The following is a 23,784-nucleotide window of genomic DNA, read 5'->3' on the forward strand; positions in this document are numbered from 1 at the left end:
GTGTCACTGATCGCTTCCGACCAATTCCGCATCGTTGTCGGCCTCGGCAAGAGCGGCATGTCCCTGGTTCGCTTCCTGGCGAACCAGGGCATTGCCTTTGCGGTCGCCGACACCCGCGAGCAACCGCCGGAACTGGACACCCTGCGCCGTGATTACCCGCAGGTGGAAGTACGCTGTGGTGAACTGGACGTGGACTTCCTGTGCCGCGCCAACGAGTTGTATGTGAGCCCAGGCCTGGCACTGGCCACGCCGGCCCTGCAGCAGGCGGCGGCGCGTGGCGTGAAGCTGTCCGGTGACATCGAACTGTTCGCCCGCCATGCCAAGGCGCCGATCGTGGCGATCAGTGGCTCCAATGCGAAAAGCACGGTAACCACCCTGGTCGGCGAGATGGCCGCCAAGGCCGGCAAGCGCGTGGCCGTCGGCGGCAACCTGGGTACACCGGCCCTGGACCTGCTCAGTGATGATGTCGAGCTGTATGTCATGGAGCTGTCGAGCTTCCAGCTGGAAACCACCGACCAGCTCAATGCCGAAGTTGCCACGGTGCTGAACATCAGCGAAGACCACATGGACCGCTACAGCGGCCTGCCGGCCTATCACCTGGCCAAGCACCGGATATTCCGTGGCGCCCGCCAAGTGGTGGTGAACCGCCAGGATGCCCTGAGCCGGCCGTTGCCGGTCGAAAATCGCCCGTGCTGGAGCTTTGGCCTGAATCAGCCGGACTTCAAGGCCTTCGGCTTGCGTGAAGTCGAGGGCGAGAAGTACCTGGCTTTCGAGTTCCAGGCACTGATGCCGGTCCGTGACCTGAAAATTCGGGGTGCCCACAACCAGAGCAACGCCCTGGCGGCCCTGGCCCTCGGGCATGCCGCCGGTCTGCCGTTCGAGCCGATGCTCGAAGCCCTGCGCGAATTCGGCGGCCTGGCCCATCGTTGCCAATGGGTGCGTGCGCGCAACGGTGTGAGCTGGTACGACGATTCCAAGGCGACCAACGTCGGTGCTGCCCTGGCCGCCATCGAAGGCCTGGGCGCGGATATCGACGGCAAGCTGGTGCTGATCGCCGGCGGCGACGGCAAGGGTGCCGATTTTGCCGCCCTGCGTCAGCCGGTGGCACGTTTTTGCCGCGCCGTTGTGTTGCTCGGCCGTGATGCCGAACGCCTGGCCGAGGTGCTAGGTGATGCCGTGCCGCTGGTGCGGGTCAAGACGCTGGACGAGGCCGTGCAGCAATGCGCCGAGCTGGCTCTGCCGGGTGACGCCGTGTTGCTGTCGCCGGCGTGCGCCAGCCTCGACATGTTCAAGAACTTTGAAGAACGCGGGCGGCTGTTCGCCCAGGCGGCGGGAGGGCTGGCATGATCTTCGGCATCCTCAAGCCGTACCCGTCGCCGCTTATCAGCGGCCGTGGCATCGACCTCGACTTCGCCTTCCTGGCCGGCTGCCTGGCGCTACTCGGCCTGGGCCTGGTGATGATCACCTCGGCGTCGTCGGAGGTGGCCGCAGTACAGTCAGGCAACCCGCTGTACCACATGTTCCGCCATCTGGTTTACGTGGCCATTGGCCTGGTCGCCTGTGGTGCGACCCTGCTGGTGCCGATCGCCACGTGGCAGCGCATGGGCTTCATGATGCTGGTTGGCGCCTTTGGCCTGCTGGTACTGGTGCTGGTGCCTGGCATTGGTCGGGAAGTGAACGGCTCGATGCGCTGGATCGGCTTCAGCTTCTTCAACGTCCAGCCTTCGGAGATCGCCAAGGTCTTCGTGGTCATTTATCTCGCCGGCTACCTGGTACGTCGGCAGACCGAAGTGCGCGAAAGCTGGATGGGCTTTTTCAAACCGTTCATCGTGCTGCTGCCGATGGCCGGCCTGCTGCTGATGGAGCCGGACTTCGGTGCCACCGTGGTCATGATGGGCGCTGCCGCAGCCATGCTGTTCCTCGGCGGAGTAGGGTTGTTCCGCTTCAGCCTGATGGTGGTGCTGGCGGTGGTCGCAGTGTTCGTGCTGGTGCAGGCGCAGCCCTACCGGATGGCGCGCCTGATCACTTTTACCGACCCCTGGTCCGACCAGTTCGGCTCTGGTTACCAGTTGACCCAGGCATTGATCGCCTTCGGCCGCGGCGAGTGGCTGGGCGTAGGGCTGGGCAACAGTGTGCAAAAGCAGTTCTACCTGCCTGAAGCGCACACCGACTTCGTGTTCTCGGTACTCGCCGAGGAGTTGGGCGTGGTCGGTTCGCTGGTGACCATCGCGCTGTTCGTATTCGTGACCGTGCGCGCCCTCTACATCGGCCTGTGGGCCGAGAAGGCCAAGCAGTACTTTGCCGCCTACATGGCATTTGGCCTGGCGTTCCTGTGGATTGGCCAGTTCCTGATCAACATTGGCGTGAACGTCGGCTTGCTGCCGACCAAGGGCCTGACCTTGCCCTTCCTCAGTTACGGGGGCAGCTCCCTGGTGATCTGCTGTGCCTGCGTCGGCTTGTTGCTGCGTATCGAATGGGAAAGCCGCACGCACTTGGGCAGCGAGGAACACGAATTCAGCGAAAGCGATTTTGCCGAGGAGACCAGTCATGGCCGCTGACGGCAAAAACGTACTGATCATGGCGGGTGGCACCGGAGGCCATGTGTTCCCGGCCCTGGCCTGCGCACGTGAGTTCCAGGCGCGCGGCTATACCGTGCACTGGCTGGGCACCCCCCGCGGCATCGAGAATGAGCTGGTCCCCCAGGCCGGCCTGGCGCTGCACCTGATCCAGGTCAGCGGCTTGCGTGGCAAGGGCAAGCTGTCGCTGCTCAAGGCACCGTTTACCCTGGTCAAGGCCGTGCTCCAGGCGCGGCGTATCATTGGCCAGCTCAAGCCGGTCTGCGTGATCGGCTTCGGTGGCTATGTGACCGGCCCTGGCGGCGTCGCCGCGCGTCTGTGCGGTGTGCCGCTGGTGATTCACGAACAGAACGCCCGCGCCGGTACCGCCAATCGCCTGCTGGTGCCGTTGTCGGCGCGTGTCTGCGAGGCTTTCCCAGGCACGTTTGAAGCTGGCGAAAAGCTGCGTACCACCGGCAATCCGGTGCGCCCTGAGCTGTTCATGGACGCGCAGCGTGCGCCCTTGGGCGAGCGCCGTGCCCGCCTGTTGGTCATGGGTGGCAGCCTGGGTGCGGAACCATTGAACAAATTGTTGCCTAAGGCCCTGTCCGAGGTGCCCGCTGACCTGCGGCCCGAGGTGTTCCATCAGGCCGGCAAGCACCACGCGCCGATCACCGCCGAGCGTTATCAAGAGGCGGGTGTCGAGGCTCAGGTAGAGCCGTTCATCAAGGACATGGCCCACGCCTACAGCTGGGCCGACCTGGTGGTGTGCCGGGCCGGTGCCCTGACCGTCAGCGAGCTCGCGGCGGCCGGCCTGCCTTCGATGCTGGTGCCTTTGCCCCATGCCATCGACGACCACCAGACCCATAACGCCCAATATCTGGCTCGGGAAGGCGCCGCCTTCCTCATGCCACAAGCGACAACTGGCGCAGCGCAACTCGCTGAACGCCTGAACGAGGTGCTGATGCAACCCGAGAAACTCAACACCATGGCACGCACCGCACGGGGCCTTGCCAAACCTTCCGCAACCAGCACCGTGGTCGATATCTGCCTGGAGGTGGCCCATGGTTGAAAGCCAGAAAGCCATGCCCCAGCCGAAGATGGGCCGTATTCATCGTATCCACTTCGTCGGTATCGGCGGCGTGGGCATGTGCGGTATTGCCGAAGTGCTGCTGAACCTGGGCTATGAAGTGTCCGGCTCCGACCTCAAGGTGTCGCCGGTTACCCAGCGCCTGGAGTCGTTCGGTGCCGAGATCTTCGTTGGCCACCGTGCCGAAAACGCCGCCAATGCCGATGTACTGGTGGTGTCCAGCGCCATCAACCCGGCCAACCCGGAAGTCGCCACTGCGCTTGAACGGCGCATCCCAGTGGTGCCGCGTGCCGAAATGCTCGCTGAGCTGATGCGCTACCGCCATGGTGTGGCGGTTGCCGGTACCCATGGCAAAACCACCACCACCAGCCTGCTGGCCTCGGTATTTGCCGCCGGTGGCCTGGACCCGACGTTCGTCATCGGTGGCCGCCTGACCGCTGCCGGCACCAATGCGCAGTTGGGTACCAGCCGTTACCTGATCGCCGAAGCCGACGAAAGCGACGCCAGCTTCCTGCACCTGCAGCCGATGGTTGCTGTGGTCACCAACATCGACGCCGACCACATGGCCACCTACGAGGGTGACTTCAACAAGCTGAAGAAAACCTTCGTCGAGTTCCTGCACAACCTGCCGTTCTACGGCCTGGCCGTGATGTGCCTGGACGACCCGGTGGTGCGTGAGATCCTGCCACAGGTCAAGCGCCCGACCGTGACCTACGGTTTCAGCGAAGAGGCCGACATCCGCGCGATCAACGTCAGCCAGAAGGGCATGCAGACCCACTTCACCGTGCTGCGCCGTGATCGTGAGCCGCTGGAAGTGTCGGTCAACATGCCGGGCAACCACAACGTGCTCAATGCCCTGGCCACCATCGCCATCGCCACCGACGAAGGCATCAGCGACGAAGCCATCGTGCAGGGGCTTTCCGGCTTCCAGGGTGTCGGTCGACGCTTCCAGGTGTACGGCGAACTGCCGGTTGAAGGCGGCAGCGTGATGCTGGTCGACGACTACGGCCACCACCCGACCGAAGTGGCGGCGGTGATCAAGGCTGTGCGCGGTGGCTGGCCAAGCCGTCGCCTGGTCATCGTCTACCAGCCACACCGTTACAGCCGCACCCGTGACCTGTACGACGATTTCGTGCAGGTGCTGGGCGATGCCAACGTGCTGCTGCTGATGGAGGTGTACCCGGCCGGTGAAGAGCCGATACCCGGTGCCGACAGCCGTCAGCTGTGCCACAGCATTCGCCAGCGCGGCAAGCTGGACCCGATCTACATCGAACGCGGCGCCGAGCTGGCACCGCTGGTCAAGCCGCTGCTGCGTGCCGGTGACATCCTGCTGTGCCAAGGTGCCGGTGATGTCGGTGGCCTGGCCCCGCAATTGATGAAAAGCCCGCTGTTCGCTGGCGCCAAGCAGGAGAAGTCGAAATGACCAGCGCCTACGAGAAGCTGCATTCAACCCTGGACGTCAACGCGTTCGGCCGTGTCGCTGTACTGTACGGCGGCAAGAGCGCCGAGCGTGAAGTCTCGCTCAAGTCGGGCGCTGCCGTGATCGAGGCGCTGCGCAGCGCCGGTGTCGACGTGGTCGCCATCGACGTGGGCGATGACCTGCTGGCCCGCCTGCAAAGCGAGAAGATCGACCGTGCCTTCATCATCCTGCACGGCCGCGGCGGTGAGGACGGCAGCATGCAAGGCCTGCTGGAGTGCCTGGGCATTCCCTACACCGGCAGTGGCATCCTCGCCTCGGCCCTGGCCATGGACAAGCTGCGGACCAAGCAGGTATGGCAAAGCCTGGGCATTCCGACCCCGCGTCATGCTGTGCTGGCCAGCGAAGAAGATTGTGTTGTAGCCGGTACGGAACTGGGCTTCCCGCTGATCGTCAAACCTGCCCATGAAGGCTCTAGCATCGGCATGGCCAAGGTGAACAGCGAGCAGGAACTGGTCGCTGCCTGGCAAGACGCCGCCAAATACGATTCTCAGGTGCTGGTCGAGCAATGGATTCACGGCCCGGAGTTCACCATTGCCGTTCTGCGTGGCCAGGTGCTGCCGCCGATCGCCCTGGGCACTCCGCACGTGTTCTACGACTACGACGCCAAGTACATCGCCAATGACACCCAGTACCGCATTCCGTGCGGGCTGGACAGTGCCAAGGAGCAGGAGCTTATCGACCTGACCGCGCGCGCCTGCGATGCCATCGGCATCGAAGGCTGGGGCCGTCTGGACGTGATGCAGGACGAGCAGGGCCGGTTCTGGCTGCTCGAAGTAAACACCGCACCGGGCATGACTGATCATAGCCTGGTGCCCATGGCGGCCCGCGCGGCCGGTCTGGACTTCCAGCAACTGGTGCTGGCGATCCTGGCCGACAGCGTAGCGACGCGAGGTTAACAAACCATGCAAGGCGCAATGATACGTCAGCAGCAACCCGTTACCGGCCGTAGCAAGCCGGTGCCGCGTGGTGCCAGCCGACTGGTGGCCGACGAGCCCGTATCGGCGCGCCTGCCGCGGCCCAGCCTGGGCGGCCTCAAGCGCCTGCTGTGGCCGGTGTTGCTGGTGGCCGCAGGCTTTGGCGCCTACGAGGGCGCCATTCGCCTGATGCCGTACGCCGACCGGCCGATCACCAAGATCGACGTGCAGGGCGACCTCAGTTACATCAGTCAGCAGTCGGTGCAGCAGCGGATCGCGCCATACGTGGCAGCGAGTTTCTTCAGCGTCGACCTCACGGCGATGCGAGCCGAGCTCGAACAGATGCCATGGATCGCCCACGCCGAAGTACGCCGGGTTTGGCCGGACGAGGTGGTGATTCGCCTGGAAGAACAGTTGCCGGTGGCACGCTGGGGTGAGGAAGCCTTGCTCAACAACCAGGGCCAGGCCTTCACCCCGCGCGAGCTGGCCAACTACGAGCATCTGCCGCAGTTGGCCGGGCCACAGCGTGCCCAGCAGCAAGTCATGCAGCAGTATCAGGTTTTGAGCCAGATGCTGCGCCCCTTGGGCTTTTCCATCGCTCGCCTGGAGCTGCGCGAGCGTGGCAGCTGGTTCCTGACCACCGGTGCGGGCAGCACCGGGCAGGGCGTCGAGCTGCTGCTGGGGCGCGATCATCTGGTGGAGAAGATGCGCCGTTTCATTGCCATTTACGACAAGACACTCAAAGAGCAGATCACCAACATCGCCCGCATTGATCTGCGTTATTCCAACGGACTTGCCGTTGGTTGGCGGGAACCGAACGCACCGACGACGGCCCAACCCGCCGTTGCGAAGAATTAGAGAGAGGCAGGACCATGGCAAACGCGCATAGCGGCAAAATGATCGTCGGGCTGGACATTGGCACCTCCAAGGTGGTGGCGCTGGTGGGTGAAGTTGGCGAAGACGGTACCCTGGAGATCGTCGGGATCGGTACTCACCCTTCCCGCGGCCTGAAGAAGGGCGTGGTGGTGAACATCGAGTCCACCGTGCAGTCGATCCAGCGCGCAGTGGAAGAAGCGCAGCTGATGGCTGGCTGCCGCATCCACTCGGCGTTCGTCGGCGTGGCCGGCAACCATATCCGCAGCCTGAACTCCCACGGCATCGTCGCCATTCGCGACCGCGAGGTCAGCCTTGCCGACCTCGAACGTGTGCTTGATGCTGCCCAGGCCGTGGCCATTCCGGCTGACCAGCGCGTGCTGCACACCCTGCCGCAAGACTACGTGATCGATAACCAGGAAGGTGTGCGCGAGCCGCTGGGCATGTCTGGCGTGCGCCTGGAAGCCAAGGTCCACGTGGTCACCTGCGCGGTCAACGCGGCGCAGAACATCGAGAAGTGCGTGCGCCGTTGTGGCCTGGAAATCGACGACATCATCCTCGAGCAACTGGCCTCGGCCTACTCGGTGCTGACCGACGATGAGAAAGAGCTCGGTGTGTGCCTGGTGGACATCGGCGGCGGCACCACCGACATCGCCATCTTCACCGAAGGCGCGATCCGTCACACTGCGGTCATCCCGATTGCCGGCGACCAGGTCACCAACGACATCGCCATGGCCCTGCGTACACCCACCCAGTACGCCGAGGAAATCAAGATCCGTTACGCCTGCGCCTTGGCCAAACTGGCCGGCGCCGGCGAGACCATCAAGGTGCCGAGCGTGGGCGACCGCCCACCGCGCGAACTGTCGCGCCAGGCCCTGGCCGAGGTGGTAGAGCCCCGTTACGACGAGCTTTTCACGCTGATCCAGGCCGAGCTGCGCCGCAGCGGTTACGAGGACCTGGTGCCGGCCGGCATCGTCCTCACCGGCGGCACCGCGAAGATGGAAGGCGCCGTGGAACTGGCCGAAGAAATCTTCCACATGCCGGTACGCCTGGGCGTACCGCACAGCGTTCGGGGGCTGAGCGACGTGGTGCGCAACCCGATCTATTCCACCGGCGTGGGCTTGCTCGCTTACGGCCTGCAGAAGCAGTCCGAAGACTTGCCCCTGACCGGTAACAGCAGCAGCAACAGCTATGGCGATGAACCGAAGGCCCCAGTGCTTGAGCGCTTCAAGCGGTGGGTTCAGGGCAACTTCTAAGTTTCAAAGCAGTAGTGGTAGGCGCGACAACTAGAGAACTGAAAGGAGAGGGAAAATGTTCGAGCTCGTAGACAACGTCCCGCAAAGCCCGGTCATCAAGGTGATCGGTGTCGGCGGTGGCGGCGGCAACGCCGTCAACCACATGGTGAAAAGCAGCATCGAAGGCGTCGAGTTCATCTGCGCCAACACCGATGCTCAGGCGCTGAAAAACATCGGCGCGCGCACCATCCTGCAACTGGGTACCGGGGTCACCAAAGGCCTTGGTGCCGGTGCCAATCCGGAAGTCGGCCGTCAGGCTGCTCTGGAAGACCGTGAGCGCATCGCCGAGGTGCTGCAGGGCACCAACATGGTGTTCATCACCACCGGCATGGGCGGCGGTACCGGTACCGGTGCAGCCCCGATCATCGCCGAAGTGGCGAAGGAAATGGGCATTCTCACGGTTGCCGTGGTGACCCGTCCGTTCCCGTTCGAAGGTCGCAAACGTATGCAGATCGCCGATGAAGGCATCCGCATGCTGGCCGAGAGCGTCGACTCGCTGATCACCATTCCCAACGAGAAGCTGCTGACCATCCTGGGCAAGGATGCCAGCCTGCTGTCCGCCTTTGCCAAGGCTGACGATGTACTGGCCGGTGCCGTTCGCGGTATTTCCGACATCATCAAGCGCCCTGGCATGATCAACGTCGACTTCGCCGACGTGCGCACCGTGATGGGCGAGATGGGCATGGCGATGATGGGTACCGGTTGCGCCAGCGGCCCGAACCGTGCTCGCGAAGCCACCGAGGCGGCAATCCGCAACCCGCTGCTCGAAGACGTCAACCTGCAGGGCGCCCGCGGCATCCTGGTGAACATCACCGCAGGCCCTGACCTGTCGCTGGGCGAGTACTCCGATGTGGGTAGCATCATCGAAGCTTTCGCCTCCGACCACGCGATGGTCAAGGTGGGCACCGTGATCGACCCGGACATGCGCGATGAGTTGCACGTGACCGTGGTGGCCACCGGCCTGGGCGCGCGTATCGAGAAGCCGGTCAAGGTGGTCGACAACACCCTGCAGACTGCCCAGCAGGCGTACGAGGCCTCCAACCCGGCCCCTGTTCGTCAGGAGCAGCCAGCGGTCAACTACCGTGACCTGGAGCGTCCGACCGTGATGCGCAACCAGGCCCACGCAGGCGCTGCCGCAGCAGCTAAACTCAACCCTCAGGATGACTTGGACTACCTGGATATCCCGGCCTTCCTGCGTCGTCAGGCCGATTAATGGAATTTATCAGGGGTATAAGGGTGATTGGTGTTCAGCAAAGGCCGGGTCTGTTATCATCCTCAGCCTTTGTTGATACCTGTTCGCAATTTGCGCTGAAGCGGCCAATGCCATGATTAGACAACGCACCCTGAAGAATACCATCCGTGCCACAGGCGTCGGCCTGCACTCCGGGGAGAAGGTCTATCTGACCCTCAAGCCTGCGCCTGTCGATACCGGCATCGTCTTCCGTCGCGCCGACCTCGACCCTGTGGTCGAGATCCCGGCACGTGCGGCCAACGTCGGTGAGACCACCATGTCCACCACGCTGGTCAACGGTGACGTCAAGGTCGATACCGTCGAGCACCTGCTTTCCGCCATGGCGGGGTTGGGCATCGATAACGCCTACGTCGAGCTCTCCGCCTCGGAAGTTCCGATCATGGATGGCAGCGCCGGTCCCTTCGTATTCCTGATTCAGTCTGCCGGCCTGGAAGAGCAGGACGCAGCCAAGAAGTTCATCCGCATCCTGCGTGAAGTGACAGTGGAGGAGGGCGACAAGCGCGCTACCTTCCTGCCTTTCGAAGGGTTCAAGGTGAGCTTCGAGATCGACTTCGATCACCCGGTCCTCAAGGGCCAGACCCAGAGCGCCGTCGTCGACTTCTCCAGCACTTCGTTCGTCAAGGAAGTCAGCCGCGCCCGTACTTTCGGCTTCATGCGTGACATCGAGTACCTGCGCAAGCACAACCTTGCGCTGGGTGGCAGTGTCGAGAACGCCATCGTTGTCGATGAGACCGGTGTCCTTAACGAAGACGGCCTTCGCTCCGAAGACGAGTTCGTCAAGCACAAGATCCTCGACGCCATCGGCGACCTTTACCTGCTGGGCAACAGCCTGATTGGCGAGTTCAAGGGCTACAAGTCCGGGCACGCGCTGAACAACCAGCTGCTGCGCAAGCTGATCAATGAAACCGATGCCTGGGAAGTGGTCACTTTCGAAGATGCCAGTACGGCACCGATCTCTTATATGCGCCCTGTTGCGGCCGTGTAAGTTCGAACACTCTCTCTAGTGATTAAGGCCACCTTTGGGTGGCCTTTTTTATGGGTTGTGCTCAGGCCTGCTGACTCAACCCTTGCCCTTGGCGTGACTGGCCAGGCGTTCCAGTGCTTCACGCAGTTTGGGGTCGGTGATGCCTTCGGCGGAACCCCGAATGCCTTCGGCGGCATTGGTCGACAGCTCGGTCATGTTACCGCCGCGCTTGGCCGGAACCAGCGGCGGCTGCACCTTGTAAAGGATGCGCTGAAGGTTGCCGAACGCTTCCAGCGCCTGCAGCTGACGCATCAGGCGCTTCTGCTGATAGCGCAGGCGGGTGGCCCAGTGCCCGTCCGTGACCACCAGCAGCAGCGTGCCGTCGCGCCACGAAGCCACGTGGCAGTGCTCGCGGGCTGCCGGTTGCAACTGGCTTTCCAGCAGGCGCTGCAGGTGCGCCAGGCGTTCGGCCTGGTTCAGCAACAGGCGCAGCGGGCGCACCTGGCGCAGCAGTGCCGAAGGAGGCTGGGCGGGGGAGGGTTTGTAGGCCATGGGGGGTCGCATCAGGTTACAAGATCGGCAGTCTAACACCTCTGTCGGCCCCACTGACGGCGTCAGCGCCATCGCACACAGACAGCATACGAGTCATTCTCGATACGTTTCATGATGCTCCGGGTTGAACTCAGCGAAAATGCCCTTATCTTAGAAACGCCCCCGCCAAAGCGCTGTGCCAGCATCGTGGAAATCCACCACTTTCCTCACCATCGTTTCCGGGTAGAATGCTCGTTCGCATGCGGCCCAAGGGCTGCACGGGCGACTCATGGGGCCGCCCTCCATCCCTACGTGTGGAAGATCCTGCCGATATGTTTGCGCCTTTGTTAAAGAAACTTTTTGGAAGCAAGAACGAGCGTGAAGTCAAACGCATGCTCAAGACGGTGAACATCGTCAATGCCTTCGAAGAGAAAATGGTCGCCCTCTCCGATGAGCAACTGCGCGCCAAAACCGCAGAGTTCAAGGAGCGTCTGGCCAAAGGCGAGACACTGGACCAACTGCTGCCTGAAGCCTTCGCCGTGGCCCGTGAAGCCGGCAAGCGCGTGATGGGCATGCGCCACTTCGATGTGCAGCTGATCGGCGGCATGACCCTGCACGAGGGCATGATCGCAGAAATGCGCACCGGTGAAGGCAAGACCTTGGTCGGTACCCTGGCCGTTTACCTCAACGCCCTTTCCGGCAAAGGGGTGCACGTGGTCACGGTCAACGACTACCTGGCCCGCCGCGACGCCAACTGGATGCGCCCTCTGTACGAATTCCTCGGTCTGTCCGTAGGCATCGTCTCGGCCTTCCAGCCACCAGAGGAAAAGCGCGCTGCGTATGCCTCCGATATCACCTACGGCACCAACAACGAGTTCGGTTTCGACTACCTGCGCGACAACATGGCTTTCAGCCTGGAAGAGAAATTCCAGCGTGAACTGAATTTCGCCGTGATCGACGAAGTCGACTCGATCCTCATCGACGAAGCCCGTACGCCGCTGATCATCTCCGGCCAGGCAGAAGACAGCTCCAAGCTGTACATCGAGATCAACCGCCTGATCCCGCGCCTGACCCAGCACATCGAAGAAGTCGAAGGCCAGGTCACCCAGGAAGGTCATTTCTCCATCGACGAGAAGAGCCGCCAGGTCGAGCTCAACGAAGCCGGTCACCAGTTCATCGAAGAGATGCTCACCCAGTCCGGCCTGCTGGCTGAGGGCGAGAGCCTCTACTCGTCGCACAACCTGGGCCTGCTGACTCATGTCTATGCCGGCCTGCGTGCGCACAAACTGTTCCACCGCAATGTCGAGTACATCGTTCAGGACGGTCAGGTCCTGCTGATCGACGAGCATACCGGCCGTACCATGCCAGGCCGTCGCCTGTCCGAAGGCCTGCACCAGGCCATCGAGGCGAAAGAGAACCTGAACATCCAGGCCGAGAGCCAGACCCTGGCTTCGACCACCTTCCAGAACTATTTCCGTCTGTACACCAAGCTGTCCGGCATGACCGGTACCGCCGACACCGAAGCGTTCGAGTTCCAGTCGATCTACGGCCTCAACGTGATGGTGATCCCGCCGAACAAGCCGCTGGCGCGTAAGGACTTCAACGACCTGGTGTACCTGACCGCAGACGAGAAGTACGCTGCGATCATTGCCGACATCAAGGAAAGCATGACCCAGGGCCGTCCGGTTCTGGTGGGTACTGCGACCATTGAAACCTCCGAGCACATGTCGAACTTGCTGAAGCAGGAAGGCATCGAGCACAAGGTCCTGAACGCCAAGTACCACGAAAAGGAAGCCGAGATCATCGCGCAAGCGGGGGCTCCGGGTGCACTGACCATTGCCACCAACATGGCCGGTCGTGGTACCGACATTCTTCTGGGCGGTAACTGGGAAGCCGAGGTGGCTGCCCTGGAGAGCCCGAGCCCCGAGCAGATCGCTCAGATCAAGGCCGACTGGCAGAAGCGTCACCAGCAGGTGATCGAGTCCGGTGGCCTGCATGTGATCGCCTCCGAACGCCATGAATCGCGTCGTATCGACAACCAGCTGCGTGGCCGTTCCGGCCGTCAGGGCGACCCGGGTTCCAGCCGCTTCTACCTGTCGCTGGAAGACAGCCTGATGCGTATCTTCGCCTCCGATCGGGTTAAGAACTTCATGAAAGCACTGGGCATGCAGTCCGGTGAGGCCATCGAACACCGCATGGTCACCAACGCCATCGAAAAGGCGCAGCGCAAGGTCGAAGGGCGCAACTTCGATATTCGTAAGCAACTGCTCGAATACGATGACGTGGCCAACGAACAGCGCAAGGTGATCTACCACATGCGCAACAGCCTGCTGGCTGCCGAAAACATCGGTGACACCATCGCCGAGTTCCGTCAGGAAGTGCTCGATGCCACCATCAGCCAGCACATCCCGCCGCAGTCGCTGCCCGAACAGTGGGACGTTGCCGGCCTGGAGGCTTCGCTGGCCAGCGACTTCGCCATCAAGCTGCCTATCCAGCAGTGGCTCGACGAGGACGATCACCTCTACGAGGAGACCCTGCGCGAGAAGCTGCTGAAGGAAATCACCGACGCCTACAACGAGAAGGAAGACCAGGCCGGCATCGACGCCCTGCGCACCTTCGAGAAGCAGATCCTGCTGCGCGTGCTGGACGACCTGTGGAAAGACCACCTGTCGACCATGGACCACCTGCGCCACGGCATTCACCTGCGTGGTTACGCGCAGAAGAACCCGAAGCAGGAGTACAAGCGCGAATCCTTCACCCTGTTCCAGGAATTGCTCGAGTCGATCAAGCGCGACACCATCCGCGTGCTGTCGCACGTTCAGGTACGCCGCGAAGACCCGGTCGAAGAAGAGGCCCGCCTGCGCCGCGAAGCCGAAGAACTGGCCAGCCGCATGCAGTTCCAGCACGCCCCTGCGCCAGGCCTTGAGAGCGAGCAACTGAGCGAAGAAGGTGCCGAAGTGGCAGTCGCCGTGGCCCCGGTGCGCAACGATCAGAAGCTGGGCCGCAACGAGCCGTGCTGGTGTGGTTCGGGCAAGAAGTTCAAGCATTGCCATGGTCAGATCGAGTGATCTGAACAGACGTTTGTAAAAGCCTGGGGCCGCATTGCGGCCCTTTCGCGACACAAGGCCGCTCTCACATATCGCGCTCGCCCACCGGTTGGCGCGGTCCCTGTAGGAGCGGCCTTGTGCCGCGAATGGGGCGCGAAGCGGCCCCGCTCTTTCCTCATCACTTCACCGTTTTTCTAGGAGCGCTCTAATGGCTGTTGGTCTTGGTCCTTTGCCCACCCTGCACCCGGTTCCGGGTTTTGAACTCGGCATCGCTTCTGCCGGCATCAAGCGCCCAGGGCGCAAGGATGTGGTGGTCATGCGCTGCGCCGAGGGCTCCAGCGTGGCAGGCGTGTTCACCCTCAACGCCTTTTGCGCAGCACCGGTGATCCTTGCCAAGCAACGCGTTCAGGGCACTGTGCGTTACCTGCTGACCAACACTGGCAACGCCAACGCGGGCACCGGCGCGCCGGGGCTGGCCGCCGCTGAGCGCACTTGCGCCAAGCTTGCGGAGCTGACCGGCGTGCCTGCCGAGTCGGTGTTGCCATTCTCCACCGGTGTGATCGGTGAGCCGCTGCCGGTCGAAAAGATCGAAGGTGCCCTGCAGGCCGCTTTGGACAACCTGTCGGAAAACAACTGGGCTGAAGCCGCCACCGGCATCATGACCACCGACACTCTGCCCAAGGGCGCCAGCCGCCAGTTCCAGCACGAAGGCGTGACCGTCACCGTTACCGGTATCAGCAAAGGCGCCGGCATGATCCGCCCGAACATGGCCACCATGCTCGGCTACATCGCTACCGACGCCAAAGTTGCCCCGGCCGTGCTCAAGGACCTGATGCTCGACGGCGCCAACAAGTCGTTCAACCGCATCACCATCGATGGCGACACCTCGACCAACGACTGCTGCATGCTGATCGCCACCGGCAAAGCGGGCCTGCCGGAAGTCACCGAGGCCAGCGGCGCGCTGTTCGAAGCGCTGAAGAAGGCGGTGTTCGAAGTGTGCATGGAAGTGGCCCAGGCCATCGTCCGTGACGGCGAAGGCGCTACCAAGTTCGTGACCGTGCAGGTCAATGGCGGTGGCAACCATCAGGAGTGCCTGGATGTCGGTTACGCTGTCGCTCACTCGCCGCTGATCAAGACCGCGCTGTTCGCCTCCGACCCGAACTGGGGCCGTATCCTTGCTGCCGTAGGGCGCGCTGGGGTGCCTGCGCTGGATGTAAGCCTGATCGACGTGTACCTCGACAATGTGTGTATTGCCAGCAAAGGCGGCCGCAGCCCGAGTTATACCGAAGAGCAGGGCTCGGCAGTGATGGCTCAGGAAGAGATCACCATCCGTATCGAGCTGGGCCGTGGCCAGTGCAGCGAAACCATCTGGACCACCGACCTGTCCCACGAATACGTGAAGATCAACGCCGAATACCGTACCTGATCCAATGGCCTGATCGCCGAAAAGCCTGCTCGCAGCCACCTGTGGAAGCCGGCTTGCCGGCGATGGGCTGCACAGCAGCCCCAAGGCCACCGACATTGCCACATCATCGGAGCCGACCCATGAGCTATCACCTGATCATCGGCGACAAGCTGTATTCTTCCTGGTCGCTACGCGGCGCCCTGGCCCTTGAGCTGGCCGGCGTTCCCTACGAAGAAACCCTGATCAAACTCAACCAGCCCGACACCCGTCAGCGCATTCTCGCGTTCTCCTCCACCGGCAAGGTGCCGCTGCTCAAGACCGAGCACGGGGTGATCGCCGACTCCCTGGCCATCGCTGAATACCTTAACGAGCGCCACCCCGAGGCCCACTTGTGGCCTGTCGATGTGGCAGCCCGTGCCCAGGCCCGTTCGGCCTGTGCGCAGATGCACAGCGGTTTTTTCGCCCTGCGTGGCGCCATGCCCTTCGATCTGTCCCGGGACGAAGCACTGGAAAACATCCCGCTGGATGTGCAAGTGGATATCGACCGTATCGTCGCGCTGTGGTCCGAATGCCGCCTGGTGGCCAAGGACAGCGGCCCGTTCCTGTTCGGCAAGCCGACCCTGGCCGATGCCTTCTTCGCCCCGGTTGCCGTGCGCCTGCGTACTTACCGTGTAGAGGTGCCAGCGCAGGCTGCGAGCTATATCGAAACCATTTACCAATGGCCGGCCTTCAAGGCCTGGCAGCAAGCAGGCCTGGCGGAGCGTGAAGGGTGAAACGGATTCATGTAGCAGCAGCGGTGATTCGCGGTACAGACGGCCGCATCCTCATTGCCCGACGGGCCGACAGCCAGCACCAGGGTGGCCTGTGGGAATTCCCTGGCGGCAAGGTGGAGGAGGGCGAAAGCGTCGAAGCGGCGCTGGCTCGCGAGCTTCGCGAAGAGCTGGGTATCGAAGTGACCCGTTCACGGGCGCTTATCAAAGTCAGCCACGACTACCCGGACAAACAGGTGTTGCTCGATGTCCTTGAGGTCGAAGCGTTCACCGGTGAGCCCCACGGCGCTGAAGGCCAGCCGCTGGCCTGGGTGTCGCCGAGGGACTTGCCACAGTATGAGTTCCCCGAGGCCAACAAGCCGATCGTGGCCGCCGCGCGCCTGCCCGATCAGTACTTGATCACCCCGGACGGCCTGGACGTACCCGAGATGCTCAAGGGTATACAGAAGGCTGTCGCCGCCGGCATCCGCTTGATCCAGTTGCGTGCGCCGGACATGTACGACCCCAAGTACCGCGATGTGGCGGTGGATGCGGTGGGGCTATGTGCGGGCAAGGCACAGTTGATGCTCAAGGGGCCGCTGGAGTGGTTGGGCGACTTCCCCGCGGCAGGCTGGCACCTGACGGCTGCGCAACTGCGCAAATACGCCGCCAAGGGCCGGCCTTTCCCTAAAGATCGTTGGCTGGCAGCGTCCTGTCACAGTGCTGAAGAGCTGGCACTGGCTGAGCAGATGGGTGTGGATTTCGTCACGCTCTCGCCAGTGCAGCTGACGCAGACGCATCCTGAGGCCTCGCCGCTGGGTTGGGATGAGGCTCAGCGCTTGATTGCCGGGTTCGGCAAGCCGGTGTTCCTGCTCGGTGGTGTTGGGCCAGGCGAGCGTGAGCGGGCCTGGCAAACCGGGGCGCAAGGTGTTGCCGGGATTCGGGCCTTTTGGCCTGAGGCCTGAGGCGGCCGTCGCAGGGGGCTGCCAGGCAGCCCCTTTGCGGTGTCAGCCTGCTGGCTTGTCCGCAGCCTGCCACAACACCTCGGCAACCCCCTGCCGCCGCCCGATGATCCGCGCCGCCACAAACAGCAGATCGGAAAGGCGATTGATATACGCCAGCCCCACGCCTTCCAGCGGCTCAACCGCATTCAGTTGCTGGCAGCGTCGTTCCGCACTGCGTGCCAGGCTTCGGCAGACGTGCGCCTGGGCGATCAGCGCCGATCCACTGGGCAGGATAAAGTTCGTCAACGGCCCCAGTTCCTCGTTCCACCCATCGATGGCGGCCTCAAGCCGTTCCACCTCGGCCTCGTTCAGTGCCTTGTAACTGGGCATCGCCAGCTCGCCGCCCAGGTCGAACAGGCGGTGCTGGCATGGCGCCAGAACCTCGCTGACCTCCTCCAGACCTTGCTCTGCAAGGCCGGCCAGCAGCAGCCCAAGCTGGCTGTTAAGGCTGTCCACCTCGCCAATAGCCTCGATCCGCGGGTGGTCCTTGGGCACTCTGCGCCCATCGCCCAGGCCGGTTTCACCTGTGTCACCGGTGCGGGTGTAAATCTTCGACAGGCGATAGCCCATGTCATGTCTCCGTCTGGTTCGGGGCCGCTGCCGACGGCTGGCCGAGGGGCAGGCGCAGGGTGAAGCAGGTGCCCTGGCCGGGCGTGGACTGCACTTCCATCTGCCCCTTGTGGTTATTGGTGATGATGAAGTAGGAAACCGACAAACCGAGCCCGGTGCCCTGGCCGATTTCCTTGGTGGTGAAGAAGGGCTCGAAGGTGCGCTTGCGGACCGCTTCGGGCATGCCGACGCCGTTGTCCTCGACCTGGATCTCGGCCCACGGCGGGCTGAGCCGGGTACGCAAGGTGATCCTTCCTGGCTCGCTGGGCTGAGGCCGTTGGTGAATGGCCTGGGCGGCATTCTTCAGCAGGTTCAGCAGCACTTGCTCCAGCTCGTTGGCGGTGCACGGCACCGGCCCCAGGTTGGGGTCGAACTGGCGGACAATGGCCTGGCCCTTGAAATCGAAACCGATGGTCAGGTCGAAGTCGTTACCGGCGATTTCCACGGCCTGGTCGATCAATGCCGGCAGGTCGCAGGGCGCCAGTTGGCGGTTGCTACGGCGGCTGAAACTGAGCATATGAGTGACGATCTTGGCCGCCCGGGCACCGGCCTGCTGAATGCCATCGAGCAGTTGCGGTACCTCGCGGCTTTCCAGGTAGCGATTGACGCTGGGCAGGTCGATGCCCAGCTCGCTGGCTTGCTCCTGGTTGCGCGGCAGCTCCGGCGACAGTCGCCTGCGGATGTTCTGCACGTTGTGCAGGATCGCGCCCAGCGGGTTGTTGATTTCGTGTGCCATGCCGGCGGCCAGGCCACCGACCGAGAGCATCTTTTCCGATTGCACCATCATTTCCTCCAGCGACAGGCGCTGGGTGATGTCGTCGATGCGGATGACCACGCCGCGGCCGCCGCCACCCATCAGTGGATAGAAGGTCAGGGCGTAATGGCGCAGGTCGTCGCCTTTGGCCCAGGTGACCCGCTCGATCTTGGCGACACGGTGTTTTTCCACGGTTTCCTTGAGCTGCGGCAGGAACGGCTTGAGCGGCTCGAAAGCGATGAAGATCGGCTGGTTCAGCGCTTCGTCCAGCGGCGTGCCGGAGAGCACCGTGGCCTCGTGATTCCACTGGGTGACATAAAGCTGCTCGTCGAGGGCGATCAGCGCCGAGGGCATGGAGTCAATGATGCTGTTGAGATAGTTCTGAAAGCCCGTGAGCTTTTTCTCGATCTTGCTGCGCACCTGGACTTCCAGTTCCAGCTTGCGGTTGGTGTGGCGGGTTTCCTCGGCCAGGCCCTGGGCCTGATCGTAAGCGTCCTGGAATTCGTCGCGGGTGCGCTTGAGTTGCTGCTCGCGCGCCTCGATGCGCGAGAGCATGGTGTTGAAAGCGTCGGCGAGGCTGCCGATCTCATCGTCGTTGCCCCTTTTGGCACGCAGCGCGTAGCTTTCTTCACGGGTGACCTGGCGGCTGAGTTCTTCGAGCTGATTGATCGGCTGGGTGATCAGGCGTTTGATCTGCCGGGCGATGACCAGCCATAGCAGGATGCTGAACACCAGGATCGCCAGGCTGGCGCTCAGGGTGCCGGTGTAGAACGCGGTTGGCAGTTCGCTGCTGGCCACCAGCAGCAGGTGCGCGGGCGGGCTGGCATCACGGGGGATACGGATCAGTTGGGTGCTGCGAAATTCCATCAGGCGCCAGCCGTCGATGTTTCGATAGCGCTTGGGCAGGGCCAGCGGGTCGCCATGTTGCAATTGGGCCAACATGCGACCATCGCCACCATAGACCGCCGCAGCGCGCAGCGGCGTATAGCTGTCCAGCTCTTTGAGCAGCGCCGTGGCAGTGTCCTGGGATTCGCCGGCGCGTGCTGCCAGCTGAGGGTTGGCGACCAGGCGGCCGATGGTCTGCAACGCTTGCGGCGCCATGCTTTCCTGGGTGATCCAGTAGGCGGCGCTGATGAACGTCAGGTTGGCCACCAGCAGGATGGTCACCAGCAGTACCAGCAGGGCGGCCAGCAGCTTCTGCCCGACCGGGAGGTTTTCCAGGCGTTGGCGCAAGGTCATGGGCTAGGCAATGTCCGTATCCGGTTGAAAGGGCGCGTCAGGCGCTTGGCAAGCCACGTGCACGCAGGTTATCGACCAGCCGCTGGTGCAGGCGTTCCAGCCCAGGCAGCACCATGCCATGGCGCGCGGCTGAGCGGCAGGCATGGCCAAGCAGGTAATGCACCTCGGTACGCCGGCCTGCGCGCACATCCTGATACATCGAAGAGTAGTTGGCTGACGTGGCGAGGATCACCCGTTGTACTTCTTCGCCCAGATTATCGGCGGCTTCGGGTTGGCCACAGCGGCCCAGCAGTTCGCCGAGTTCGGCAATCAACCCATCGACTTCGCTCAGGTGCCCCAGCAGCCCGCCGTTCTGGCAGTCATGCAGCACGGTCAGCGGATTGATCGCGCAATTGAGCGCGAGCTTGCGCCACAGGCGGGTAAGTATGTCGACGGTCCATTCAGCCGGGATACCGGCGTCATGGAGCTCGTCGAACCACTCTGGCGCCGCGGGGTTGGCCGGGTCGCCCAGCCAGTTGAAGCCGTGGCCGGCAAAGCGTACCCGCCAGTCGTCCTCGCGGAATGCGCCCTCGGTGCTGGAGGCGAAGATGCAGCGGGCCAGCGGTACCTGATCGGCGACTTCGTCCTGGCTGCCCAGCCCGTTCTGCAGCAGCACGATTTGCGCGCCAGCGGCCAGGCGCGGGGCCAGCCGTGCGATCGCAGGTGCTGCGTCGTAGGCCTTGCAAGCCACCAGCAGGCGGTGCACCGGCCCGTTGGTATCGGCTGTTTCGGCAGGGATCGCGTAATGATTGGCGTGGTCCTGTTCGACCAGCGTCAGGCCGCCAGTCTGTTCATAGGCCAGCAACCGCTGCCGATCGCGCAGAATCAGGCGCACCGCCTTGCCGGCACGTGCCAGTCGGCAAGCCCAGAGGGTGCCGAGGCTACCGGCGCCGAGAATATGCCAGGTGCTGCTCATCTGCGTTTCGCAACCCGTTATAATAAGCCCGCATTTTAACCTTCAAACCCCGACGCGCTCCATCTTCAGACCGAGCGCGCTTTTATTTTATGGAGAACAACCATGCCTTCGTTCGACGTGGTATCGGAACTGGACAAGCACGAAGTGCAGAACGCCGTCGAAAACGCCATCAAGGAGCTCGACCGTCGTTACGACCTCAAGGGCAAGGGCAGCTTCGAGTTCAAGGAAAAGGAACAGACCGTGCTGCTGACTGCCGAGGCTGAGTTCCAGCTCGAAGCGATGATCGAGATCCTGCGCCTGGCGCTGGTCAAGCGCAAGATCGACGTGAAATGCCTGGAAACCCAAGACGCCTACGCCTCGGGCAAGGAAATGAAGCAGGAGGCCAAGTTCCGCGAAGGCATCGACAAAGAGCTGGCCAAGAAGATCGTCGCCCACATCAAGGATGCCAAGCTCAAGGTCCAGGCTGCCATTCAGGGTGAGCAGGTGCGCGTGACCGGCAAGAAGCGTGATGACCTGCAAGAGGCCATTGCTGCCTTGCGTGCCAAAGAGTTCGACATGCCGCTGCAGTTCAACAACTTCCGCGACTGATCCTTGTTGCCAGGAACCCCGATGGCGCAATGATGTCCATGGGGGCCATGGCCGCTGAATTTTTCGCGGCCGGTTTTACCGTGTACTTGCCGTTCGGCATCAGGAGATGAACATGGATTTGAACGCTGAAGTCGATCAGCTGGTCCGCCAATCGCAGACCTGGGTCCCCTTGATCATGGAGTACGGCAGCCGTGTGCTGCTGGCACTGCTGACCCTGGCGGTCGGCTGGTGGATCATCAACAAGGTCAGCGCCCGCCTGGGCAAACTGGTGGGTCTGCGTAACGCCGACCTGGCGCTGCAGGGCTTCATCAGCACCTTGGCCAACATCGTGCTGAAGGTGCTGCTGCTGGTCAGTGTGGCCTCGATGATCGGCATCGAAACCACCTCCTTCGTCGCTGCCATCGGTGCCGCCGGCCTGGCCATCGGCCTGGCCCTGCAGGGTAGCCTGGCGAACTTTGCCGGTGGCGTGCTGATCCTGATGTTCCGCCCGTTCCGCATCGGCGACTGGATCGAGGCGCAGGGTGTGGCGGGCACGGTGGACAGCATTCAGATCTTCCACACTGTGCTGCGCACCGGTGACAACAAGACAGTGATCATGCCTAACGGCAGCCTGTCCAACGGCATCATCACCAACACCAACCGCCAGCCGACGCGCAAGGTGGTGTTCGACGTAGGTGTGGATTACGAGGCCGACCTGCAGAAGGCGCGCAACGTACTGCTGGAGCTTGCGCAGGACCCTCGCGTGTTGCCCGACCCGGCGCCGCAGGCCGTGGTGGCGACCCTGGGTGACAGCTCTATCACCGTATCCTTGCGCCTGTGGACCAAGACCAGCGATTACTGGGATGTGCTGTTCATGCTCAATGAACATGCGCGTGATCGCTTGAAGGCCGAAGGAATCGACATTCCGTTCCCGCAGCGGGTGATTCGTGTGGTCCAGGAGCCTGCCGCGCAGTAACGCTGAGGTTGCACCATGGGGGCCGCTGTGCGGCCCAATCGCCGGCAAGCCGGCTCCAACAGGTATGCACTGCGCCTGATGCTTGCAGTGGGCCTGGAGGAGCCGGCTTGCCGGCGATTGGGGCGCGCAGCGGCCCCTTGTATTTACACTTGTTCACAGCCAAGCCGCGTCATTTCTGGCATATAGCCTGACCCCACCTGCCTCTGCACCGATACCCCACCATGAAACCATTGCTGTACATCACCCCTCTCAGAGCCCTGTTGTTCGGCCTGACCCTGGCCCTGTTCGAACTGCTGACCTACCTGGCCAGCGACGCCGTCATGCCAGCCATGCCGGTGGTGGTCGACCATCTGAACGCCAGCCCCGAATACATCCCGCACGCGTTGAACCTGTACCTGCTCGGTGGTGTGGTGCTGCAGTGGCTGATCGGCCCGCTGGCTGACCGTTATGGTCGTCGCCCACTGCTGCTGGCCGGTTGCGCGCTCTTTGGTGCGGCTTGCCTGGCCACCTTTTGGGTGCAGGACATTGGCCTTTTCAACCTGCTGCGGCTAGTGCAAGGCATCGGCCTGGGCTTTGTGGTGACGGTAAGCTACCCGGCCCTGAACGAAGCGTTCAGCGAGGCCGATGCGGTACGGATGATGGCGTTGCTGGCCAATATTGCCTTGCTGTCGCCACTGCTCGGCCCGCTGGTGGGTACCCTGATGTTGCAATGGCTGGACTGGCGCTGGCTGTTCGTGGCGTTCGCCGTTGGCGCTGTGTTGGTGTGGGGGCTGCTGTACCGCTTGATGCCCGAGACCTTGGGCGTGGAGCGGCGCGACGGCTCACGCCTGGCGTTCACGCCGATCCACCTGCTGCCGCTACTGGCGGGCTATGGCCAGCTGCTGGCCAACCGGCGTTTCGTCGCCGGCAGCGCGGCGTTGGGCCTGGTGGGCCTGCCGCTGATCGGCTGGATCGGCCTGTCACCCGTGTTGCTTATCCATGACGAGGGGCTCAGCACGATGGAATACGCCCTGTGGCAGTTGCCAGTATTCGGTGGGCTGATCCTGGGCAACCTGATCATCAACCGCATCGCTGACCGCTATCCGCTGCCGGCGCTGGTGCGCGGTGCGCTGTGGCCATACCTGGCAGGCTTGTGCCTGATGGTGCTTGCCACCTGGTACTGGCCCACCGTGACCAGCGTGGTGGCGGGCATGTCGCTGTATGCGCTGGGCCTGGGCGTGGCCAATGCGGTGCTGTACCGCATGACGCTGTTCTCCAGCGATCAGAGCAAAGGCTTGGTGTCTGCGATGCTGGGGATGATCACCATCGCCTTGCTGGGCTTGGGCGGGGCGCTGATGGCGATGATCGGGGCGGGGGCGAGCTTGATGCACTTTGCCTTGGCGGCAGGCGTAGCAGGGGCGCTGGCGCTCTGGCCGTTGTGGTTTGTGGTCGGTGGCCGGCCTGATGAGGGTGCTGTCGCTCAGTAGCGATTGCCTGGCCCCATCGCCGGCATGCCTGCGATGGGGCGGGTACAGGCCGCAAGTCT

20 protein-coding genes are annotated in these 23,784 nt (G+C 63.1%); 16 read left to right on the forward strand and 4 right to left on the reverse strand.

What is annotated here, in order from left to right; translation table 11 throughout:
• From murD to lpxC, 9 genes are all read left to right on the forward strand, one after another.
• Positions 1-1,347, forward strand: a complete 1,347-nt coding sequence (gene murD / locus ACMGF5_RS13550) for a UDP-N-acetylmuramoyl-L-alanine--D-glutamate ligase (RefSeq protein WP_115273640.1) — start codon at positions 1-3, stop codon at positions 1,345-1,347.
• Positions 1,344-2,558, forward strand: a complete 1,215-nt coding sequence (ftsW, locus tag ACMGF5_RS13555; protein WP_046784852.1) for a putative lipid II flippase FtsW — start codon at positions 1,344-1,346, stop codon at positions 2,556-2,558. Before murD ends, ftsW begins: the two co-directional genes overlap by 4 nt.
• Positions 2,548-3,627 (forward strand): undecaprenyldiphospho-muramoylpentapeptide beta-N-acetylglucosaminyltransferase, encoded by a 1,080-nt coding sequence (murG, locus tag ACMGF5_RS13560; RefSeq protein WP_115273641.1) that lies wholly within the window; start codon positions 2,548-2,550, stop codon positions 3,625-3,627. The genes ftsW and murG overlap by 11 nt, the downstream gene beginning before the upstream one ends.
• Positions 3,620-5,068: a UDP-N-acetylmuramate--L-alanine ligase gene (gene murC / locus ACMGF5_RS13565; RefSeq protein WP_046784854.1), complete on the forward strand. Its 1,449-nt coding sequence runs from the start codon at positions 3,620-3,622 to the stop codon at positions 5,066-5,068. Before murG ends, murC begins: the two co-directional genes overlap by 8 nt.
• Positions 5,065-6,021 (forward strand): D-alanine--D-alanine ligase, encoded by a 957-nt coding sequence (locus ACMGF5_RS13570; protein ID WP_046784855.1) that lies wholly within the window; start codon positions 5,065-5,067, stop codon positions 6,019-6,021. The genes murC and ACMGF5_RS13570 overlap by 4 nt, the downstream gene beginning before the upstream one ends.
• Positions 6,022-6,027: 6 nt before the next feature.
• The gene (locus ACMGF5_RS13575; protein WP_012312871.1) at positions 6,028-6,897 is read left to right on the forward strand and encodes a cell division protein FtsQ/DivIB; all 870 of its coding nucleotides are present in this window, start codon (positions 6,028-6,030) and stop codon (positions 6,895-6,897) included.
• A gap of 14 nt (positions 6,898-6,911) precedes the next feature.
• Complete coding sequence (ftsA, locus tag ACMGF5_RS13580; protein ID WP_012312872.1) at positions 6,912-8,168, forward strand: cell division protein FtsA; 1,257 nt, start codon at positions 6,912-6,914, stop codon at positions 8,166-8,168.
• Between the two features lie 55 nt (positions 8,169-8,223).
• On the forward strand, positions 8,224-9,420 hold the full coding sequence (ftsZ, locus tag ACMGF5_RS13585) for a cell division protein FtsZ (protein ID WP_003251871.1): 1,197 nt from the start codon (positions 8,224-8,226) through the stop codon (positions 9,418-9,420).
• Positions 9,421-9,532: 112 nt separating this feature from the next.
• Positions 9,533-10,444, forward strand: coding sequence for a UDP-3-O-acyl-N-acetylglucosamine deacetylase (lpxC, locus tag ACMGF5_RS13590; RefSeq protein WP_039603495.1), 912 nt, complete (start codon positions 9,533-9,535; stop codon positions 10,442-10,444).
• Between the two features lie 75 nt (positions 10,445-10,519).
• Here lpxC and ACMGF5_RS13595 read toward each other — a convergent pair whose 3' ends face one another.
• The gene (locus ACMGF5_RS13595) at positions 10,520-10,975 is read right to left on the reverse strand and encodes a DUF721 domain-containing protein (RefSeq protein WP_115273642.1); all 456 of its coding nucleotides are present in this window, start codon (positions 10,973-10,975) and stop codon (positions 10,520-10,522) included.
• A 311-nt stretch (positions 10,976-11,286) separates the two neighbouring features.
• On the opposite strand from ACMGF5_RS13595, the gene secA reads away from it, so the two are divergent.
• The 4 genes from secA to ACMGF5_RS13615 all read left to right on the forward strand — a co-directional run bounded on the left by secA (position 11,287) and on the right by ACMGF5_RS13615 (position 17,120).
• Positions 11,287-14,022, forward strand: a complete 2,736-nt coding sequence (secA, locus tag ACMGF5_RS13600) for a preprotein translocase subunit SecA (protein WP_174142273.1) — start codon at positions 11,287-11,289, stop codon at positions 14,020-14,022.
• Between the two features lie 187 nt (positions 14,023-14,209).
• A complete protein-coding gene (gene argJ / locus ACMGF5_RS13605) occupies positions 14,210-15,427 on the forward strand; it encodes a bifunctional glutamate N-acetyltransferase/amino-acid acetyltransferase ArgJ (RefSeq protein WP_125923880.1) in 1,218 nt (405 codons plus the stop codon).
• Positions 15,428-15,546: 119 nt separating this feature from the next.
• The gene (locus tag ACMGF5_RS13610) at positions 15,547-16,179 is read left to right on the forward strand and encodes a glutathione S-transferase family protein (protein WP_046784860.1); all 633 of its coding nucleotides are present in this window, start codon (positions 15,547-15,549) and stop codon (positions 16,177-16,179) included.
• Complete coding sequence (locus ACMGF5_RS13615; protein ID WP_414156876.1) at positions 16,176-17,120, forward strand: Nudix family hydrolase; 945 nt, start codon at positions 16,176-16,178, stop codon at positions 17,118-17,120. Before ACMGF5_RS13610 ends, ACMGF5_RS13615 begins: the two co-directional genes overlap by 4 nt.
• 42 nt (positions 17,121-17,162) lie before the next feature.
• Here ACMGF5_RS13615 and ACMGF5_RS13620 read toward each other — a convergent pair whose 3' ends face one another.
• Genes ACMGF5_RS13620 through ACMGF5_RS13630 form a run of 3 tightly spaced genes read right to left on the reverse strand, consistent with a single transcriptional unit; the run spans position 17,163 to position 20,716 of the window.
• The gene (locus ACMGF5_RS13620; protein WP_119688323.1) at positions 17,163-17,729 is read right to left on the reverse strand and encodes a cob(I)yrinic acid a,c-diamide adenosyltransferase; all 567 of its coding nucleotides are present in this window, start codon (positions 17,727-17,729) and stop codon (positions 17,163-17,165) included.
• A gap of 1 nt (position 17,730) precedes the next feature.
• Complete coding sequence (locus ACMGF5_RS13625; RefSeq protein WP_115273647.1) at positions 17,731-19,761, reverse strand: ATP-binding protein; 2,031 nt, start codon at positions 19,759-19,761, stop codon at positions 17,731-17,733.
• A gap of 37 nt (positions 19,762-19,798) precedes the next feature.
• Positions 19,799-20,716, reverse strand: coding sequence for a putative 2-dehydropantoate 2-reductase (locus ACMGF5_RS13630; RefSeq protein ID WP_115273648.1), 918 nt, complete (start codon positions 20,714-20,716; stop codon positions 19,799-19,801).
• 102 nt (positions 20,717-20,818) lie between these two features.
• Here ACMGF5_RS13630 and ACMGF5_RS13635 point away from each other — a divergent pair, with 102 nt between their 5' ends.
• The 3 genes from ACMGF5_RS13635 to ACMGF5_RS13645 all read left to right on the forward strand — a co-directional run bounded on the left by ACMGF5_RS13635 (position 20,819) and on the right by ACMGF5_RS13645 (position 23,725).
• Complete coding sequence (locus ACMGF5_RS13635) at positions 20,819-21,304, forward strand: YajQ family cyclic di-GMP-binding protein (protein ID WP_046784865.1); 486 nt, start codon at positions 20,819-20,821, stop codon at positions 21,302-21,304.
• Positions 21,305-21,416: 112 nt separating this feature from the next.
• The gene (locus tag ACMGF5_RS13640; protein ID WP_115273649.1) at positions 21,417-22,259 is read left to right on the forward strand and encodes a mechanosensitive ion channel family protein; all 843 of its coding nucleotides are present in this window, start codon (positions 21,417-21,419) and stop codon (positions 22,257-22,259) included.
• Positions 22,260-22,480: 221 nt separating this feature from the next.
• Positions 22,481-23,725 (forward strand): MFS transporter, encoded by a 1,245-nt coding sequence (locus tag ACMGF5_RS13645; protein WP_046784867.1) that lies wholly within the window; start codon positions 22,481-22,483, stop codon positions 23,723-23,725.
• Positions 23,726-23,784 lie beyond the last annotated feature (59 nt).

The sequence above is a fragment of the Pseudomonas sp. BNK-15 genome (assembly GCF_047456105.1).
In the GTDB taxonomy this organism is placed as follows: domain Bacteria; phylum Pseudomonadota; class Gammaproteobacteria; order Pseudomonadales; family Pseudomonadaceae; genus Aquipseudomonas; species Aquipseudomonas putida_E.

What these genes read in the sequence shown, in the direction of transcription:
- ftsW (WP_046784852.1), top strand. Translation starts at nt 1,344, where the DNA reads ATGATCTTCGGCATCCTCAAGCCGTACCCGTCGCCGCTTATCAGCGGC.
- murG (WP_115273641.1), top strand. Translation starts at nt 2,548, where the DNA reads ATGGCCGCTGACGGCAAAAACGTACTGATCATGGCGGGTGGCACCGGA.
- murC (WP_046784854.1), top strand. Translation starts at nt 3,620, where the DNA reads ATGGTTGAAAGCCAGAAAGCCATGCCCCAGCCGAAGATGGGCCGTATT.
- ACMGF5_RS13570 (WP_046784855.1), top strand. Translation starts at nt 5,065, where the DNA reads ATGACCAGCGCCTACGAGAAGCTGCATTCAACCCTGGACGTCAACGCG.
- ACMGF5_RS13575 (WP_012312871.1), top strand. Translation starts at nt 6,028, where the DNA reads ATGCAAGGCGCAATGATACGTCAGCAGCAACCCGTTACCGGCCGTAGC.
- ftsA (WP_012312872.1), top strand. Translation starts at nt 6,912, where the DNA reads ATGGCAAACGCGCATAGCGGCAAAATGATCGTCGGGCTGGACATTGGC.
- ftsZ (WP_003251871.1), top strand. Translation starts at nt 8,224, where the DNA reads ATGTTCGAGCTCGTAGACAACGTCCCGCAAAGCCCGGTCATCAAGGTG.
- lpxC (WP_039603495.1), top strand. Translation starts at nt 9,533, where the DNA reads ATGATTAGACAACGCACCCTGAAGAATACCATCCGTGCCACAGGCGTC.
- ACMGF5_RS13595 (WP_115273642.1), bottom strand. Translation starts at nt 10,975, where the DNA reads ATGGCCTACAAACCCTCCCCCGCCCAGCCTCCTTCGGCACTGCTGCGC.
- secA (WP_174142273.1), top strand. Translation starts at nt 11,287, where the DNA reads ATGTTTGCGCCTTTGTTAAAGAAACTTTTTGGAAGCAAGAACGAGCGT.
- argJ (WP_125923880.1), top strand. Translation starts at nt 14,210, where the DNA reads ATGGCTGTTGGTCTTGGTCCTTTGCCCACCCTGCACCCGGTTCCGGGT.
- ACMGF5_RS13610 (WP_046784860.1), top strand. Translation starts at nt 15,547, where the DNA reads ATGAGCTATCACCTGATCATCGGCGACAAGCTGTATTCTTCCTGGTCG.
- ACMGF5_RS13620 (WP_119688323.1), bottom strand. Translation starts at nt 17,729, where the DNA reads ATGGGCTATCGCCTGTCGAAGATTTACACCCGCACCGGTGACACAGGT.
- ACMGF5_RS13625 (WP_115273647.1), bottom strand. Translation starts at nt 19,761, where the DNA reads ATGACCTTGCGCCAACGCCTGGAAAACCTCCCGGTCGGGCAGAAGCTG.
- ACMGF5_RS13630 (WP_115273648.1), bottom strand. Translation starts at nt 20,716, where the DNA reads ATGAGCAGCACCTGGCATATTCTCGGCGCCGGTAGCCTCGGCACCCTC.
- ACMGF5_RS13635 (WP_046784865.1), top strand. Translation starts at nt 20,819, where the DNA reads ATGCCTTCGTTCGACGTGGTATCGGAACTGGACAAGCACGAAGTGCAG.
- ACMGF5_RS13640 (WP_115273649.1), top strand. Translation starts at nt 21,417, where the DNA reads ATGGATTTGAACGCTGAAGTCGATCAGCTGGTCCGCCAATCGCAGACC.
- ACMGF5_RS13645 (WP_046784867.1), top strand. Translation starts at nt 22,481, where the DNA reads ATGAAACCATTGCTGTACATCACCCCTCTCAGAGCCCTGTTGTTCGGC.